This window comes from Pedobacter sp. MC2016-24, assembly GCF_015223055.1.
Taxonomy (GTDB): domain Bacteria; phylum Bacteroidota; class Bacteroidia; order Sphingobacteriales; family Sphingobacteriaceae; genus Pedobacter.
The window spans coordinates 382677-400197 of record NZ_JADFBX010000005.1; the positions used below are offsets into that span (position 1 = coordinate 382677).

Here is a 17521-nt window from a genome sequence, read left to right on the forward strand (position 1 = left end):
ACAGATATGAACAGATATATAAAAGTAACTGCATTTTTATGGATACTAAGTTCAGTATCATGCAGTAAACAACTTGATTTAAAGCCCATCACAAGCGATGTGGAAACAAACTTCTATAAAGATCAGAAAGACTGCCTGCAGGGTTTGGTTGCAGCCTATAACGTTTTGCTATGGGATGCACCCCAGAATCAAAATGCCCCATTTCAATTGATCAGTGAAGTACTGGGAGATCATTGCTTTACCGGTGGCGCTTCCGTAACGGATTTGCCATCTGTGGCCAGAATAGACAAGGCAGAGATTCGGCCTGACGACCTTGGACCAAAAGCCCTTTGGTATAAATACTACACCGGAATTTACCGTTGCAACCTGCTTCTTGAAAAAATGCCCGATGCCACTTTTGATACACCTGGCCTTAGGGAGCGGTTTACCGCAGAATGCAAATTTTTGCGAGCCTATTATTATTTTGACCTTGTACGCCTTTTTGGCAACGTACCGCTCATTCTTAAAACCCTGTCCGCTTCAGAATACAACCAAAAGCAAAGTAATCCAGAAGCGGTATACACCCAGATTTCGGCAGACCTGACAGCAGCGATCGATGTACTACCAGCTTATAAAAACATGCCCGCAACCGAACTCGGCAGGGTAACTGCTGATGCGGCAAGGGGCTTGCTAATGCGCGCCTGGTTATATTACACAGGCTATTATAAAAAGTCAGAATTGCCAGGTGTAAATGCACAAAAGATCCTTGAAATTAGCGAAACATTGATCAACAATAGCGGACATGACTTACTCAGCAATTTTGGAGATGTCTTTACGCCAATCCCTCCTTTCAACAACAACAACAAGGAATCTGTTTTTGAAATTCAGTATTCCAGTCTTGCCTACAGCGGAAACTTCAGTTATCGCGAAGAAGCCAATGGCAACCTTAGCGTAATGCTTTGGTCGATGCGCGACCCCAACTCTGCTTCTCCGTATGCAGCAGGCTGGTCTTTTGCTCCAATTGACCAGACATTTTACAATCAGTTTGACAATACAGACTTACGCAAGGCTGCGACTTTCCTGCTCCCTAAAACACAATCAGTCTCCTTTACCCAAGGTTATCAGAACACCGATATTTTTCCTCAGAAATGGGTAGCCCTTAAAGTAAACAACTCCCCGAAGGGAAATGTAGGTTTGAATTATCCGAATCACTTTATTTCCATACGGTTTTCAGATGTGCTGCTCATGGCCGCCGAATTGCAGCTCTTACATGGCGGCTCCGCTGCCAAGGCCCAACAATACTTTGAAAGAGTAGCCAAACGCGCCAGACCTGCCGGATATACGCCGCCCACCGTATCTTTGGACGTAATTTACAATGAACGGGACCTCGAACTGGCACTTGAAGGTGTTCGTTACTGGGATTTGATGCGAAGAGGCATAGACTATGCCGCCAGTAAAATTAACATCAACAGAGCTGAGCCTTTCGTAAGCAAATTTAACACGGCAGCTGCCGGATTATTTCCAATCCCCGATTCAGAGATTATTCTATCTAAAAACACCCTAGTTCAAAACCCTGGCTATTAACCTCATGGATATTCTAAACCTAACTCAGATGAGATACATCATACTAGCGGCTATGGCATCGATCATTTGCTTATCGTGTACAAAAAAGCCTGGTCTTGAGGATCCAATTCCTTCAGATGAAGTCAATATCATCGTGCAAAAAACGGACACCTTAAACGTATATCGTTTCATCAATGCAAAAATAGGGAAAACAGCTACCGCACGCTGGGACCTTGGCAACAATCAAAAGGCAGTTGGCGATACTGTAATTGGCCGTTATCCTTTTAAAGGGAATTATACGGTGACCTTATCCGTTTTCAATGGATTAACTGCGGTAGACAAATCCGTACTGGTTTCATTCAACCAGGATAATATCAATCTGGATCCCGTCTATGGCTTTCTTACCGGCGGACTTAGTGTTACCGCAGGAAAAACCTGGGTACTTGACTCGCTGACGGATGGGCATGTCAGACTGATCAATTCTGGTTCTAACACCCCATGGAATAAGCTGTCAAAAACCGGGAAGGGCGTATACGACGATGAACTGAACTTTAAGCTCGCCGGATATGAATGTACCTATAACAACCACAACACCTCGTATGTACATGGGGGAACCATAGATGGAATTACCCAGTTTCGTTTAAAAGAGCTTAATGCCAACTGGGGAACGGCAACCAATCCTACTGCAGACGGAGGCGATTTGATGATCAATTACACGCCATCAAAACCCGTTCAAAAATGGACTATGGAAATCAGAAATGGCAAACATTACCTTAGGCTTTACAACGGCGCTTTCTTCTTTTTTTACCGGGGCTGTTCAGATGTCATTGAATACGAGATCAGTTCAATTTCTGAAAATGAAATGACGGTAACCCATACAGAAACCCTACCAGCTTCCAGGGTAGCAAGTGCCTGGAGAGATGTCTATTTATTAATCCGTAAAGGTTACGTAAGATAAACACAATGAAAAGAAAACATTTTTTTATAAAGGTCATTTGCCTGGGTATCCTGGCAATGACCATACTCCAGGCCTGTAAAAAAGACAATGATCAACCCAAATCATTGCCGGATCGCATGGAGATCATCGACACAAAATCAACCATTGACGGAAACCTGGTAGAAAGTTTAGCCCTAAATGCCAACAATACTTTCACCTTGTCTTTCAAAAATGCACCGACGGGGACATCGGCCGTCATAAGTGCAGAAGCCGTAAACGGTATTTCCATTCCTGAAAGCACCGTGGAACTCAATGGCACGACCAGCGTAACTGTGCCCCTCAATGGCAAGCCGGGTACAGACGGAACTTTTGTCCTGGTCGTAAATGTCAAGGTTAACGGTACCACTTATGTTTGCAGTAAAGAATTCTATGTCGATTTGGCCACGGTGACAGCCATAGAATTCCCTTTGGCAGAAACCCCAATATTCAATGTAAACAAGGTAACTGATATTGATTTTGACATTTACCCAAAATCTACTGCATTTACCATCGTCACAGCACCGAATTTAACGGCAGAAATCATCAATGTGTCAGCGACCAAAAGAACGCTGAGGATCACACCAAATGGGCAGTTTACTACGGGCACAGTAGCGGTTACAGCTAATTTCATGGCCATCACACCAGTTACCCGAACCATCAGTTGTAATGCATTTGCTGCGGGTTCTGGAACTGTAGCAGCACCATTCGAAATACCGGATGCTGATCGCATGAACAGAATTGCTTCCGCTTTAACCAGCAATTTTAAATTAACCAATGATTTTACACAAATCACTGCAACCACTTCAGGAAGCACCTTTAGCGGGACTGTTGATGGCAACGGCAAAACCATTACCGGTCTTATGCTGACCTCTATTACAGATAAATCAGGACTATTTGCTGAACTTGGCGAAAGTGCTTCCATTAAGAACCTGATCCTCAAAAATGTGAATATAAGCGGTCAGAATAATACGGCGGCACTAACTGGTGTCAACCGCGGCAGTGTAAGTAATGTAACGGTTAGCGGAACAGTTAGCGGCGGCTTGTTTGTCGGTGGCATTTCCGGAAACAATTATGGTTCCATTACCACATCTGATGTAAGCGGACTAAACATAAAAGGGCTGAACAACATCGGCTCCTTAACGGGAGGTGTCAATTCTGGATCAACACAAACTTCCAACGTTACTTTGCTACTCCCAGAAACCTTCCCGACGGAAGTGTATGGCATTGCATCGGCTAAAACCGCTGACTTTACTTTCGCACCTTCTGATGGTACAATTGCCGTTCTGACTACGCCTGCCTTGTTAACTGCAAGCCCTGTAGCCGGGCAACAAAAGCTAAACTTAACACCACAGGCTGGATTTTTAAGTGGGGATCTACAAATATCCATGCAAAAAAATAATTTATCAGCCATCAGAACCGTTAAAATATTCTCGAAGCAGGCAGGTTCGTTTTTTGACGGTGGAGACGGATCTGTAGTTAGTCCATATATTATTTCTAACGAGTCGGCACTGGATTATGTCAGAAATGATGGCACTAAAAATTATAAAATCGTAGCAAACATCACTTTAACTAAAGTGTGGACACCCATACCGGCGTTCAGTGGAACCCTGGATGGCGGGAAATTTAAAGTGACAGGTTTAACCATCAATTCAACTCTTGCCAATGATGGCTTCATCAATACCAATACCGGCACAATCAAAGACATCCAATTCCTGAATGTCGATTGCAAAACCGGTGCAGCATTTGGGGTAGTCACAGGTAAAAATGCTGGTGGAACCATTCAAAATGTAGTGGTTACCGGCGCTGTCCTTTCTACCAATACCGGTGATCTTTTGGGTGGCATTACTGGCGAAATATCTGCAGGTGGTAAAATTACACAGTGTTATACCAATCTTAACATGTCTGCCTCCTGTGGAATGGTTGGCGGAATTGCAGGCAGATTAACGACCTCCACCGGAGCAATCACAGAAATTTCTTATTGTACCAGCACTGGAAACATCGAAATCACGGCTTCTAAAAATCGGATTGGAGGTATATTAGGCCGAGCAGAAGGAACGGTATCCGGGGGTATCATTAAAAATTGCCTTTCGACCATAAACATTACGACCACAACAGCTGCATCAACTACAGTAAATGGCGTCGGTGGTATCTTTGGTGCAGATCAGAATGCCAACATTGTCCCTATCGATCAATGTATGTTTAGCGGATCGATAACTGCAGGTTTCTCCATTGGGGGTATCGCTGGCGTAGGATCCTCGATTACCAATTGTATGGTAAAAGGTAAAGGTCCATTAGCTGCCCAGCCGATGTTAAGCGCTACAAGTACAACACCTGCAACAGGAAACATCGGCGGTATTGCTGGAACCAACAAAACCAGACTGGAAAACTGCGTGGTTAGAGAAGCGACCATTAAATCGGTGATTACGCCAGCAAGCCTGCCAAATGGCGGTATTACAAGCACTTATCAAAACAATGGATACACGAGGAACAGTTTCATTGCAAATACTTCTATCGAAGGTTCAAACTCCGCACCAAACTGGGACAATAATTTTCGGATTTCAGGAACGCCTGCTAATGGAAACGGAGCTAATGGCAACAACTATGTAGGCACAGGAGTAAGCATTGCGGGACGTACAAGCACCATTGGTGATGATCAGAACGGTTTAGATGGGCAGGTGAAAACCCAGGCACAACTTACACAGAGCTTTTTTCAGGGTATTGGTTACGATTTTGCAATCTGGAAGATAGATACAGATGGCTATCTGTCCTTAAGAAACGTCGGTTATAACGGTAGCCTTCCAACACCATAATAAAGATATCAGTTCACGATTAAATTAAATAAGATGATTAAGATTTTAAACCTGTTCTTTATCGGTTGCTGTTCAGTCCTGCTGGGCTGCTCAAAAAGCAATGTATATGTACCAACAAAAGCCGTATCAGGCAATTATACCGCCAAAGGCAAAAAAGGCGCAGATTTCAGCACCAATAACAAAAATGGGACCTGGTGGGGCAATACCATTTCCCTGCAAAGTCATTGGTTTTATACCTGGGGCACATCAGTCCCATTTGAGCTGGTGCCACAAAATGCTGAATTTGTCCCGATGTTTTGGAGTAAAGCCAATGTAACAGATGCAAACATTGCCTATGTAAAGCAGTTAAAAGATCAGGGAAGAGCCAAATATATCCTTGGTTTCAATGAACCCGATCTGGCCGACCAGTCCAACATGACCGTACAAGATGCCCTGGCTTTATGGCCACAACTGGAAACCATTGGATTGCCCCTAGGCAGCCCGGCAGCTTCCTGGCCAACCAGACAATGGATTTATGACTTTATGGATCAAGCCATTGCTCAAAAAAGGCGGGTTGATTTTATCTGTGTGCACATGTATGTCGGTACTGATGATGTTGCTTTCATAAACGTATTACAGGATTTATACAACAAATACCATAAACCCATCTGGATTACTGAGTTTGCAACGGTGGCTGATAAAGCCACAACTATGGCCGAAAATCCTTATACACCAGATATGGTTTTAGGCTTTATGCAGCGCTTGCTGCCCAAACTCGAAGCGCTTGATTTTGTACAGCGATATTCCTGGTTCTCGGGCTCCCCAACCAGCGCACGCCTATGGCCCTCAGCTTTGATTGATGCCAATGGCAATTTAACCAAGCTTGGAAAATGGTATTCAGAATTTACGCCCAATACGGAAATCAAAAGATAGATCATCCGGGGCATTCAATACTGGCAAAATAAAAAAACTGACTGCCATAGGGCTGTCAGTGGCGGGTCTTTTATTTGTATTGTAGAAACAAGACACCCTTAAACAAAGACACCATGACAACAAGCAACACAACCGAGACCACCTTATTTATGACGACCGAGAATCTGCTATCTCAATGGCAAGGGCATCGCCGCTTAACCAGAAGAGTTATTGAAGCTTTTCCAGAAGATAAACTATTTGACTATAGTATCGGCGGAATGCGCACTTTTGCGGAGATGATGAAGGAAATCATAGACATTTCTGGTCCGGGAATTAGAAGTATTGCAACCGAAAATTGGGAAAACACAGGTGGTTTTGATAAGCACACCCTTGATCCGGAGTACCAAACCAAGGCCGGACTACTTAAACTGTGGGATCAGGGCACTGAACTCATCAATGCTTATTTACCATTAATTCCGGAATCACGGTTCCAGGAGAACATTGTGGTTTTTGGCCAATATGAAGGCATTACCTTTTCCAGTATCCTGTACTTTATCGACAATGAAATACATCACCGGGCACAAGGTACGGTTTACCTGCGCAGCCTGGGCATTGAACCACCGGCATTCTGGAACAGGGACTAGTTTGAAAAATAAAACGGCTTGCAAGATTGATCTTACAAGCCGTTTTTTATAGCATTGATCCTGTATATACAGGCAGTAAATTACGCTTTTTTGAAACGTTCTGCTACAGCATCCCAGTTTACTACATTCCAGAAAGCTGAAATATAATCAGGACGTCTGTTTTGATACTTTAAGTAATAAGCATGTTCCCATACGTCCATCCCTAAAATTGGCGTACCTTTTACTTCAGCGATATCCATTAATGGATTGTCCTGATTTGGCGTAGAAGAAACCACTAATTTTTTATCAGCGCCAACACTTAACCAAGCCCATCCGGAACCGAAACGGGTTGCGCCAGCTTCAGCAAATTTAGTTTTGAAATCAGCGAAAGAACCAAAAGCAGCATTGATTGCATTAGCAAGTTCACCTTTAGGCTCACCACCTTTGTTTGGACCAATTACTTCCCAGAATAGAGAGTGGTTATAATGACCACCACCATTGTTTCTTACAGCAGCAGGAAATTTAGAAATGTTTTTAACAATTTCTTCGATGCTCTGGTTTGCCTCTGGTTTGCCTTCTAAAGCTTTATTCAAATTGGTAACGTAAGCCTGGTGATGTTTTCCATGGTGAATTTCCATAGTTTGTTTATCGATATGCGGTTCTAATGCGTCTGTTGCGTAAGGTAACGCAGGTAATTCAAAAGCCATATTATTATTTATTTAAAGGTTAAAATTATTCGTATATCGGCAATGCAACTTCATTCTGCCCCTATCATTGAACAAAACCTGTTCATTTAGTGTTGCTGTATTGCAAATATAACAATCGGAGGTTAAGTTTTGTTCAATACTTTGTCAAGTTTAGCCTCTTTTGTTTTCAAAAAAGCGTTTCATCAATGCTCCGCAATCCGCAGCCAGGACATTTCCTTTTAAAATTGTCTTGGGATGCAGTAAATTACCATTTTTAGTCGTAAAGCCTCGCTTTGGTTCCGGAGCTCCATATACCAGTCGGCCAATTTGCGTCCAATAACTCGCTCCGGCACACATAACACAAGGTTCAATGGTTACATAAAGCGTGCAATCTTTCAGATATTTGCCCCCAAGCGTTTGTGCCGCAGCAGTAAAAGCCTGCATTTCAGCATGGGCAGTAACGTCATTCAATTGCTCTGTCAGGTTATAGCCACGACCAATAATCTTACCTTTACACACTACCAGTGCACCTATAGGAATCTCCTGTGCATCATATGCTTTCTGTGCTTCCTGCAAAGCCAGGCGCATGTAATGTTCATCTTCAGCTGCCGGATCTGTTTCTTCCGAAAAATTATAAAAGCTCATGCCCCAAAGATATCATTTATATCATTTTACTTCCATTTGGTACCTTACCTTTTAAGGTCGTCAGCACAATATCTCCATTTTCATCCGCAAATCCGGTGACCAAAAACTCCGACATAAATTTCCCGATTTGTTTCTTCGGAAAATTAACCACCGCCACAATCTGCTCTCCCACCAACGCTTCCTTCGTATAATGCTTAGTGATCTGGGCCGAACTCATCCGGACACCAAAATCACCAAAGTCTACTTTAACCTTATACGCAGGCTTCCTGGCTTCTGGAAAATCAAACACTTCCAATATCGTTCCAGCCCTTAGCTCTACTTTTTCAAAATCATTCCAGGTTATCTCTTCCATAAAAATCAGGTTCAAATCGTAAAAGTACTAAAAACTAATAAAACACCTCCTATCTGCCTTATCAGCTCCTCAATCTTCAAAAAAACAGCTTCTCAGTGAAGTCCCAGACGCTGTGGCCCATTTCGCATAGCGGGCAACAGATGCCAGACTTCGAAGAGAAAGCTGTTTTTTTCTTTTATCTTTGCACCATGATCGATGTAATACTTAAAAAAGGCAAAGAAAAAGCGGCCATATTGCGCCACCCATGGATTTTCTCCGGAGCAATTGAGAAGATTAAAGGAAAGCCAGAAAACGGCGAATTGGTAAGCGTAATATCCGCAAATAAAGAATTTCTCGCCTATGCTTATTATAACGATCAATCCAGGGTGGCCTTGCGATTATTGGAATGGGACGAGAACACCAATATAGATCAGGAATGGTATGCACAAAAGTTAAAAAGTGCAATTGCAGCGCGTGCACACATCCTAAACGAAGAGACGAACACCTGTCGCCTGGTATTTAGTGAAGCTGATTTTTTACCGGGTTTAATCGTTGATCAATACGCAGATTTCTTGTCTTTACAAATCCTGAGTGCAGGTATGGAAAACATCAAAAAAGAAATCATCAATATTCTCAGAACAGAACTCAACCCGAAAGGAATTTTTGACAAGAGTGATGCAGGTGCCCGTAAGCATGAAAACCTTGAACCGACACAGGGCTTACTTTGGGGCGAAGCTCCCCCGGAATTTATTGAAGTAAAAGAAAACGGGATTCTATACCACATCAACATTGCTGACGGTCAAAAATCTGGTTTCTACTGTGATCAGCGCGACAACCGATTAATCCTGGCAGAATATACAAAAGACAAAACGGTACTGGATTGCTTTTGCTATAGCGGCGGTTTTACTTTAAACAGCCTAAAACAAGGAGCTGCGCAGGTCACGAGTGTAGACAGCTCAGGGCTGGCTCTTGAAACCCTGCAGCACAACCTGAATTTGAATGGTTTTTCAGCAGACCAACACAGCAGCATTCAATCTGACGTAAACAAGCAATTGCGCACGTTTAAAGAAGAAGGAAAGCTATTTGATGTGATTGTACTGGACCCACCCAAATATGCGCCCTCACGCTCCGCATTAGACCGCGCAGCAAGAGCTTATAAAGACCTGAATAGATTAGGAATGCTGCTACTTGAAAAAGGCGGTATACTGGCCACCTACTCTTGCTCTGGCGCAGTAGATATGGAAACATTCAAACAGATCATTGCATGGGCTGCGTTAGATGCAGGAAGAGAAGTTCAGATCATTAAACAATTCCACCAGCCAGAAGATCATCCGGTACGGATTTCTTTCCCAGAAGGAGAATATTTAAAAGGGCTGTTATTAAGGGTTTTATAGAAAGCATTACCCATCAGAAAAGAGAGGTATCGTACTGACACCTCCCTTTTCTGATGGGTAATATGATAATTTGCTTAGTCTTCTGGCAACTTATCGTATTCTCCTTTCAGGGCATAATATCCAAAAATCACCAGGCCCGCGCTAATTGGGATGAAGATGAATAAAATAATACCCCATTGTAAGGCCGTATTGGTCTTGTGCACACCTTCTTCGGCAAGGCCTACCTTCTCGATAGCCTGCATAAACATAAAAATAATGGATGCCGGACCCAATATGATCCAAAACAATCCCAATGCTTTTTTTAATCCGTTCATAATTTGTACGTGTTTAAATTGATTCCGTTTCAGCCTCAGAATGGTCAGGCTTCTTGTTTGACAAATAAATTGCGCCGATTATAAAACTTAGAGCGGCAATACCAATTGGATACCACAAGCCCGACAAAGGCATCGCACCGGAGAAACTAGCAATCAGGGTTGCTATAAAGGGCACCAGGCCACCAAAAACACCATTACCTACATGGTAAGGCAATGACATGGATGTATATCGGATTTTCGTTGGAAAAAGTTCGACCAGGAAGGCAGCAATTGGTCCATAAACCATGGTCACCAATAAAATCTGGAAAAAGATCAGTCCCACAAACTTCCAGAATACCCCGGTAGAGAGTTTTTTATCTTTATATACTTCTGGCAGTACCGTAGGCGTTTTACTCGCATCTGCATATTGAGTATGAGACTGGACCTTTTGGAAAGAGGCACCATTCAATAAAATAACGGTTGAACTGGTCGTAATCAAACTATCTGCTGTGCCAGCCACAGCAGTACGGGTAATCACAGGATTGCCCACCTCCTGAATATCTTTTTGTTCTATTTTAGAAACATCTGTATCATCCAAAAAGACCTGGTAAATGGGTCTGTAGAAAATCACGCCCAACAGCATTCCGGTAAGCATAATCCATTTCCGGCCAACTTTATCGCTCCAGGAACCAAAAATAACAAAGAAAGGTGTAGCAAAGGCAATCCCCCAGAGTAGAATATACCTGGAATCGTTAAAATCAACGTGACAGGTATTTTCCAGGAACGACTGTGCATAAAACTGTCCGGTATACCAAATCACCCCCTGCCCCATTGTAGCACCAAACAAGGCCAGTAAAACCATTTTGAAGTTTGCTTTATTAGCAAAACTATCCTTTAAAGGGTTTTTGGAAACTTTACCTTCTGTTTTTAACTTGGTAAACATTGGGGATTCATGCATTTTCATGCGGATGTAAATAGAGACACCCACCAATAAAATAGAAAGCAGGAATGGAATCCTCCAGCCCCAATCGGCAAATGCTTCTGCACCAAGGATATTTTTAGTCAGTACAATAATACCCAACGACAGGAAAAGACCACCTGTTGCCGTGGTCTGTATCCAGCTGGTAAAATAACCTCGTTTATTTGCAGGAGCATGTTCAGCTACATAAGTTGCTGCGCCACCATATTCTCCGCCCAGTGCAAGGCCTTGTACCAGTCTCAGAATCAAGACCAGAATTGGTGCGGCATAGCCGATACTGGAATAAGAAGGGATTAATCCGATCAAAAAGGTGGAACCACCCATTAGGACCAGCGTTAACAAAAAGGTATATTTTCGCCCAATGAGATCACCCAGTCTGCCAAAGACCAATGCGCCGAATGGCCTGACAATAAATCCGGCGGCGAATATCGCCAGGGTATTGATCAGTGCCGAAGCACCAGCATCAGCAGGGAACAACTGCGATCCGATGATGGTGGCTAAACTCCCGAAAATGTAAAAATCATACCATTCAATCAGTGTCCCCAGTGAAGAGGCACCGATGACTTTAAAAATACTACTTTGTTGTGGTTCTTGGTTCATACTTGGTTTAAAAGGTTTTGACTTAAATGTTAAATCTACAATTTATTATGAATTATATATCAGCCACTTTAACGAAATTCACAAAAAAACTTAAAGAAATTTTAAAGTATCCAAACAATTCTTCCTTTTTCTTTGTAGATTGATACTAGAAGAAAACACACCCCCTCATGCTCATCACGCATAACATCAAACTCAGCAGAATTTTAATCAATACCTGGCAGGTAGATCTCATCATGATCGTTTCTTGTGCGGTCACCTATTTTGCAAGAGAATTTCTAATTACCCATAACCTTGATATTCCGCCAATTATACCAGGGGTACTGGGAACGGCTATTGCCTTCTTTATTGGCTTCAACAACAACCAGGCTTATGACAGGTGGTGGGAAGCACGTAAAATCTGGGGGATGCTTGTAAATGATTCTCGTTCCTGGGCAAGAAGCCTGATCAATTATGTAGAAATTAACGAAGACTCAAAGCCAATGGTCAAAAAAATGGTCTGCAGGCACATTGCATTTCTATATACACTCAAAGGAGCCCTGCGCAATTATGACGACAGCATCTATACCAAGTACCTGACCGAAGAAGAACTCAAGGAAATTAAAAAACACAGCAATATGCACAATGCCATCCTTAACATCCAGTCGAGGGATCTCCAAACACTTTCCAAGGATGCTTACATTGATGGATTTAGATTTATAGAGCTGAATAAACTTCTGGTTAACTTTTCCAGTCAGATGGGCATGTGCGAGCGAATTAAAAACACAGTATTCCCCACAACTTATACCTACCTCACCAAGGTTTTCATTTGGCTATTTGTAGTTTCGATAACGCTGGTGATCAGCTCTTACGTAGAATACTGGTCAATATTTATCGGCTGGCTGCTGGGTTTTGTCTTTGTATCCACACAAATTAATGGAATGGGTTTAATCAATCCTTTCGAGAATAATTCCGCTTCTATTCCTTTAAACCAGATCACAAGGACCATAGAAATCAATCTGCTGGAGATGCTCGGTGAGCCCAATATTCCTGAGCCCATAAAACCGATCAATAATGAGTATATTCTGTAAGGACTATTCCTCTTCCTTAAAATATACTTTATAATAATTCATATACTTATCGTCGTCAAATCCTTTTTCGATAAGTTCTTTGTCGCCATGAATATAGATGTGGAAGTTTTTGTCCAGTTTAAGTACGCTTTTATAAGTCCGCGCCTGCTTTTTTACTGCCGCGCCAGAGATGTCAAAGCTGTCCGGAATAGGCTGGTCAAACTCTTCTTCAAAGTTCTTTTTATAACTTTTAAAAGATTCTATCCCTTCCGCGTTGCCAATCACCTCGTTTGAAAACTCCTCCAGATCAAAACTCTCTTTTTCCTTAAAATACTTCATTGATTTATTAAGCAAATCAATTTTATCAGCCTTTGAGATATCGAATTCTTCATCCAGCTTCTCCGTTACAAAGTTCTTGTAGACACCAAGTACACTGGCTGTCTGATTGAAACTGTCATTCCTGATCTTAAGCTTCAAAAATTCATCTTTCCAATACACAGAATCCGCACTCTTCTGATCAATTACGGCCACTTTAAAGCCTTCTTCTTTTTCAGTATTGAAAATCAGACAGCCTTTGTCCAACTTATTGATATTGATTGCCTCTTCTTCGTAACTTAATCCAAAGCCATTCTTTTCCGGAAAAACCTTTAAATAACTTTCCTTATTTTCAGACTTAAAAATGCCGATCGCATCGTGCAGTTCCCCTTCTATCTGCACATTCTCGAAATAAGCCACATACAATTCACCGGCTTTAATTTTTGGATGACCAGAAACATCGTACAGGTATTTAGCCAGCTCCTTGCTGTTTTCATGAAAAGTCTCGCCACTAGCAAAAATCTCCGCAGCAAAATGATGGGCTTCATTCAAGTTTAAATCCCCATTTGGATGGATGAACCGGTAAATCTCGTTTACTTTCTCATATGGCCCTAAAAAATAGGTCTGTAATAATCTGCTTAAGGTGATGTCCCGGATCGCAATAGACTGATCAGATAAGACATAAAACTCGTCCTGGGATTTGTTCCCAATGCGGTGTATAGAAAGCTCGGCCAGTGAGGCCTCAAAAAAAGAAATCATTAAAGAAATTTAGTTTTCGTTTTGATTAGGTGTATTGCGTAGCTCCACAGGCTTATTAGTATTTTTCTTCATTCTTAAATTTAGCATTTCAACTAAAACAGAGAAAGCCATCGCAAAATAAATATATCCTTTTGGAATGTGTTGGTCCAATCCTTCGGCAAGTAATGAAACTCCAATCAGCAGTAGGAACGACAAAGCCAACATTTTTACTGTAGGGTGCTGGTTGACAAAATTACTGATAGCCGATGCAGAGACCATCATCACAATTACCGCAATAATGACCGCGGCAATCATAATTTCAACATGATCGGCCATGCCAACCGCAGTGATTACAGAATCCAAAGAAAAGACAATATCCAGCAACAGAATCTGAAGAATCACGCCGCTAAAGGAGTAGACTTTGCCTTTCACTTCCTTTTCTTCTTCACTTTCCAATTTATCATGAATCTCGTGGGTACTCTTATAAATCAGGAACAATCCACCTACAATTAGAATGAGATCGCGGCCAGAAATGGCCAGTTTGTCCAGCCACTCGGTACTTGTAATGTTAAACCACGATCCCAGGTTAAATAGCGGAGTAGTCAAAGTCATCACCCAAGTCAGTGACAGCAGCAACAAAACACGTGTAATCATAGCCAGAGCTAAACCAAGCTGACGACCTTTTTTTTGCTGGTGCTCAGGAAGTTTTCCTGATAAAATAGAAATGAAAATGATGTTATCTATACCTAAAACAATCTCCAGAACAGTTAAGGTTAAAAGTGAGATCCAGGCCTCAGGGCTACTTAATAATTCCATGTGCTCGATAAATGTATGCGAAGATATAAAAACAATATTATAATTTGATTGCCAGTAAATAGGGAAACCTTGCGAGATTTTTAAAATAAGGCCCCTTTGTCAAAACTTTTATCAATATAACAAGCTAAATGCCCGCAAGTTTGAAATATCCCGTTCAAAATGAATATTTTTGCTACCTAATACTTTAATACTAATGTTAAGAACAACTACTTGCGGAGCTCTGACAATTGAGAACCTTGGAGAAAATGTAACCCTCTGTGGATGGGTGCAGAAATCAAGAGATTTAGGCGGAATGACTTTTATAGACATCCGCGACAGGTATGGCATCACTCAATTGGTTTTCAATATGGATGATAACAGGGAATTGTGCGAAGCCGCCCGTAACCTGGGCCGTGAGTTTGTCATTAAAGCTTCTGGACTTGTTGTAGAACGCTCTAATAAAAACCCTAAAATGCCAACCGGTGAGGTTGAAATCAAAATCACCGGTCTGGATATATTAAATGCGGCGAAGTTGCCACCTTTCATGATTGAAGATGAAACGGACGGTGGCGATGACCTGAGAATGAAATACCGTTATTTAGATTTGCGCAGAAACCCGGTACGTAACAATATGGTACTGCGCCATAGAATGGCACAATCTGTTAGACGCTATCTGGATGCACTCGATTTTATCGAAGTGGAAACACCGGTGCTGATCAAATCTACCCCTGAAGGTGCCCGGGATTTTGTAGTGCCTAGCCGCATGAACGAGGGGCAGTTTTATGCCTTGCCACAATCGCCTCAAACCTTTAAGCAATTGCTAATGGTATCGGGATTTGACCGCTATTTTCAAATTGTAAAATGCTTCAGAGACGAGGATTTACGTGCCGACAGGCAGCCTGAATTTACTCAGATCGACTGTGAGATGTCCTTCATTGAGCAGGAAGACATCCTGAATACTTTTGAAGGCCTGATCCGGACTTTGTTTAAAGAAGTTAAGAATTTTGATCTTCCAGAAGTACCTAGAATGCAATATGCTGACGCCATGCGTTTTTATGGTTCAGACAAACCGGATACCCGCTTTGACATGCGTTTTGTGGAATTGACAGACCTCGTTAAAGGAAAGGACTTTCCTGTGTTTGACAATGCAGAATTGGTTATTGGTATCAATGCTACCGGATGCGCAGCTTACACGCGTAAACAGGTTGATGAACTGACCGATTTTATCAAACGTCCACAGATTGGTGCAACTGGTCTGATCTATATGCGACACAATGAAGATGGCTCTTTAAAGTCATCCGTTGATAAATTCTATAACGAAGAAGAGCTGAAACGCTGGTCGGCCGCCTTGAATACAAAACCTGGTGATTTAGCCCTGGTTATGGCAGGTACTACCGACAAAGTACGCAAACAATTGAGCGAACTTCGTTTGGAAATGGGAACACGCCTGGGTTTACGTGATAAGAACGTATTTAGCGCGCTGTGGGTCCTTGATTTCCCGCTATTGGAGTGGGATGAGGATACTGAACGTTATCACGCTATGCACCATCCTTTCACTTCTCCAAAGCCGGAAGATATTGCCCTATTAGACACTGATCCAGGAAACGTAAGGGCAAATGCCTATGACATGGTCGTGAATGGAACCGAAATTGGCGGCGGGTCAATTCGTATCCACGACAGAACTTTACAGGCCTTGATGTTCAAACACCTTGGTTTTTCTCCTGAAGAAGCACAAAAACAGTTCGGCTTTTTAATGGATGCCTTTGAATTCGGAGCACCTCCACATGGTGGTATTGCCTTTGGATTTGACCGTCTTTGCTCTATTTTTGCAGGGCTCGACAGTATCCGAGACGTAATTGCCTTCCCAAAAAATAACTCTGGAAGGGATGTAATGATAGACAGTCCAGCAACAATTGACCAGAAACAACTGGATGAGTTGAGAATAAAAACCATAGTATAAATGTTTTATACCTGCTATGACAGGTGTATCAACAAAAAAGGAGTATCGTTTGATGCTCCTTTTTTGTTGATACAATTTAATAGGCTTCGCTGTCGGGTGGTATCCCATAGTCAACGTAACCTTCAGCTTTTTCTTTCTTCTTTTTAGAACCGCTAAACCAGGACTTTACAGAATTGAATATTGCCGATAAATGCTCGGCATCAAGGCTTTTACCTACTTTATTGGAAGCAAGCCCTACCAGAGTTTTAGTTAAAAAACCAGAGCCCCTGAAGAGCGTGGAGTTCATAATAAATGGCAATACCATAGACATAATACTACTGCTGATGTTCAGTTTATCATCCACCTTTAGTAGGGCAGAAGGTGTAGCATACTTTTTAATAAGTCCGCCTAAGGTAAACTGATGCAGGTATTTCTTGCTATCATCAACCAGTATGGTGCCTTTTTGCTTGTGTTCCGCCCTCAACTGACACACCATGGCATGCAGTTCCTCACGGTTATTGATGTTATACCTTCTGCTCATCTTCTTCCTCCTCTTTATCTACTAGTTTATTAAAGTAATTTTTGATGGTGAAATTGATAATAGCTTTCTCAATAAATTTTTCCTTAGTATAATACACTATTAGCGCCAGCAAAACATAGATAACGGCTACACAGCCAAAACCCCGGGCATAACTACCCAATACATCAGATAGGAAAAGTGCAAGCGTAAACGTTCCGAACAGGAAGGCAAGAATAAAGCAGATGATTACTGCAGCATTGGTCACAATGTCAGCAAATATTTTAGATACCTGTTCAACCAGATATAGCCTGGTGTATTCTACACGGGTATCCAGATAGCTTTTCGCATCATCAAACAGATCTTTGAGGTCTTTTTCTTTATTATCTTCCATTATACTG

Annotated in this window: 17 protein-coding genes; 8 read left to right on the plus strand and 9 right to left on the minus strand. The window is 42.1% G+C overall.

What is annotated here, in order from left to right; genetic code table 11:
* Nucleotides 1-6: 6 nt before the first annotated feature.
* The 5 genes from IM797_RS14870 to IM797_RS14890 all read left to right on the plus strand — a co-directional run bounded on the left by IM797_RS14870 (nt 7) and on the right by IM797_RS14890 (nt 6863).
* Nucleotides 7-1563 carry a RagB/SusD family nutrient uptake outer membrane protein gene (locus IM797_RS14870; protein ID WP_194127927.1) on the plus strand — a complete coding sequence of 519 codons (1557 nt, stop codon included), beginning with the start codon at nt 7-9 and terminating at the stop codon, nt 1561-1563.
* A gap of 28 nt (nt 1564-1591) precedes the next feature.
* Nucleotides 1592-2500 (plus strand): hypothetical protein, encoded by a 909-nt coding sequence (locus tag IM797_RS14875; RefSeq protein WP_194127928.1) that lies wholly within the window; start codon nt 1592-1594, stop codon nt 2498-2500.
* Between the two features lie 5 nt (nt 2501-2505).
* On the plus strand, nt 2506-5328 hold the full coding sequence (locus tag IM797_RS14880) for a hypothetical protein (RefSeq protein ID WP_194127929.1): 2823 nt from the start codon (nt 2506-2508) through the stop codon (nt 5326-5328).
* A gap of 33 nt (nt 5329-5361) precedes the next feature.
* The gene (locus IM797_RS14885) at nt 5362-6240 is read left to right on the plus strand and encodes a glycosyl hydrolase (protein WP_194127930.1); all 879 of its coding nucleotides are present in this window, start codon (nt 5362-5364) and stop codon (nt 6238-6240) included.
* A gap of 113 nt (nt 6241-6353) precedes the next feature.
* Nucleotides 6354-6863 (plus strand): DinB family protein, encoded by a 510-nt coding sequence (locus IM797_RS14890; RefSeq protein WP_194127931.1) that lies wholly within the window; start codon nt 6354-6356, stop codon nt 6861-6863.
* A gap of 80 nt (nt 6864-6943) precedes the next feature.
* On the opposite strand, the gene IM797_RS14895 is transcribed toward IM797_RS14890, so the two are convergent.
* The 3 genes from IM797_RS14895 to IM797_RS14905 form a co-directional block, all read right to left on the minus strand.
* Complete coding sequence (locus tag IM797_RS14895; protein WP_194127932.1) at nt 6944-7549, minus strand: superoxide dismutase; 606 nt, start codon at nt 7547-7549, stop codon at nt 6944-6946.
* A 150-nt stretch (nt 7550-7699) separates the two neighbouring features.
* Nucleotides 7700-8173: a nucleoside deaminase gene (locus tag IM797_RS14900; RefSeq protein WP_194127933.1), complete on the minus strand. Its 474-nt coding sequence runs from the start codon at nt 8171-8173 to the stop codon at nt 7700-7702.
* A gap of 16 nt (nt 8174-8189) precedes the next feature.
* On the minus strand, nt 8190-8525 hold the full coding sequence (locus IM797_RS14905) for a tRNA-binding protein (protein WP_194127934.1): 336 nt from the start codon (nt 8523-8525) through the stop codon (nt 8190-8192).
* A gap of 188 nt (nt 8526-8713) precedes the next feature.
* Between IM797_RS14905 and IM797_RS14910 the strand changes: the two genes are divergently transcribed.
* Nucleotides 8714-9898, plus strand: coding sequence for a class I SAM-dependent rRNA methyltransferase (locus IM797_RS14910; protein ID WP_194127935.1), 1185 nt, complete (start codon nt 8714-8716; stop codon nt 9896-9898).
* Nucleotides 9899-9972: 74 nt separating this feature from the next.
* On the opposite strand, the gene IM797_RS14915 is transcribed toward IM797_RS14910, so the two are convergent.
* Together IM797_RS14915 and IM797_RS14920 are read right to left on the minus strand one after the other, a co-directional pair.
* Nucleotides 9973-10212 carry a DUF6814 family protein gene (locus IM797_RS14915; RefSeq protein WP_194127936.1) on the minus strand — a complete coding sequence of 80 codons (240 nt, stop codon included), beginning with the start codon at nt 10210-10212 and terminating at the stop codon, nt 9973-9975.
* Nucleotides 10213-10225: 13 nt separating this feature from the next.
* Nucleotides 10226-11770: an MFS transporter gene (locus IM797_RS14920; RefSeq protein WP_194127937.1), complete on the minus strand. Its 1545-nt coding sequence runs from the start codon at nt 11768-11770 to the stop codon at nt 10226-10228.
* A 167-nt stretch (nt 11771-11937) separates the two neighbouring features.
* On the opposite strand from IM797_RS14920, the gene IM797_RS14925 reads away from it, so the two are divergent.
* Nucleotides 11938-12837: a bestrophin family protein gene (locus tag IM797_RS14925; protein WP_194127938.1), complete on the plus strand. Its 900-nt coding sequence runs from the start codon at nt 11938-11940 to the stop codon at nt 12835-12837.
* Nucleotides 12838-12840: 3 nt separating this feature from the next.
* On the opposite strand, the gene IM797_RS14930 is transcribed toward IM797_RS14925, so the two are convergent.
* Both IM797_RS14930 and IM797_RS14935 read right to left on the minus strand, forming a co-directional pair.
* A complete protein-coding gene (locus tag IM797_RS14930) occupies nt 12841-13890 on the minus strand; it encodes a nucleoid-associated protein (protein ID WP_194127939.1) in 1050 nt (349 codons plus the stop codon).
* Between the two features lie 9 nt (nt 13891-13899).
* The gene (locus IM797_RS14935; RefSeq protein WP_194127940.1) at nt 13900-14685 is read right to left on the minus strand and encodes a TerC family protein; all 786 of its coding nucleotides are present in this window, start codon (nt 14683-14685) and stop codon (nt 13900-13902) included.
* Between the two features lie 193 nt (nt 14686-14878).
* On the opposite strand from IM797_RS14935, the gene aspS reads away from it, so the two are divergent.
* Entirely contained in the window at nt 14879-16624 is a 1746-nt protein-coding gene (gene aspS, locus IM797_RS14940; protein WP_194127941.1) for an aspartate--tRNA ligase, read from the plus strand.
* Between the two features lie 76 nt (nt 16625-16700).
* Here aspS and IM797_RS14945 read toward each other — a convergent pair whose 3' ends face one another.
* Both IM797_RS14945 and IM797_RS14950 read right to left on the minus strand, forming a co-directional pair.
* Entirely contained in the window at nt 16701-17144 is a 444-nt protein-coding gene (locus tag IM797_RS14945; RefSeq protein ID WP_194127942.1) for a hypothetical protein, read from the minus strand.
* The gene (locus IM797_RS14950) at nt 17128-17514 is read right to left on the minus strand and encodes a phage holin family protein (RefSeq protein WP_194127943.1); all 387 of its coding nucleotides are present in this window, start codon (nt 17512-17514) and stop codon (nt 17128-17130) included. The genes IM797_RS14945 and IM797_RS14950 overlap by 17 nt, the downstream gene beginning before the upstream one ends.
* Nucleotides 17515-17521: the final 7 nt, after the last annotated feature.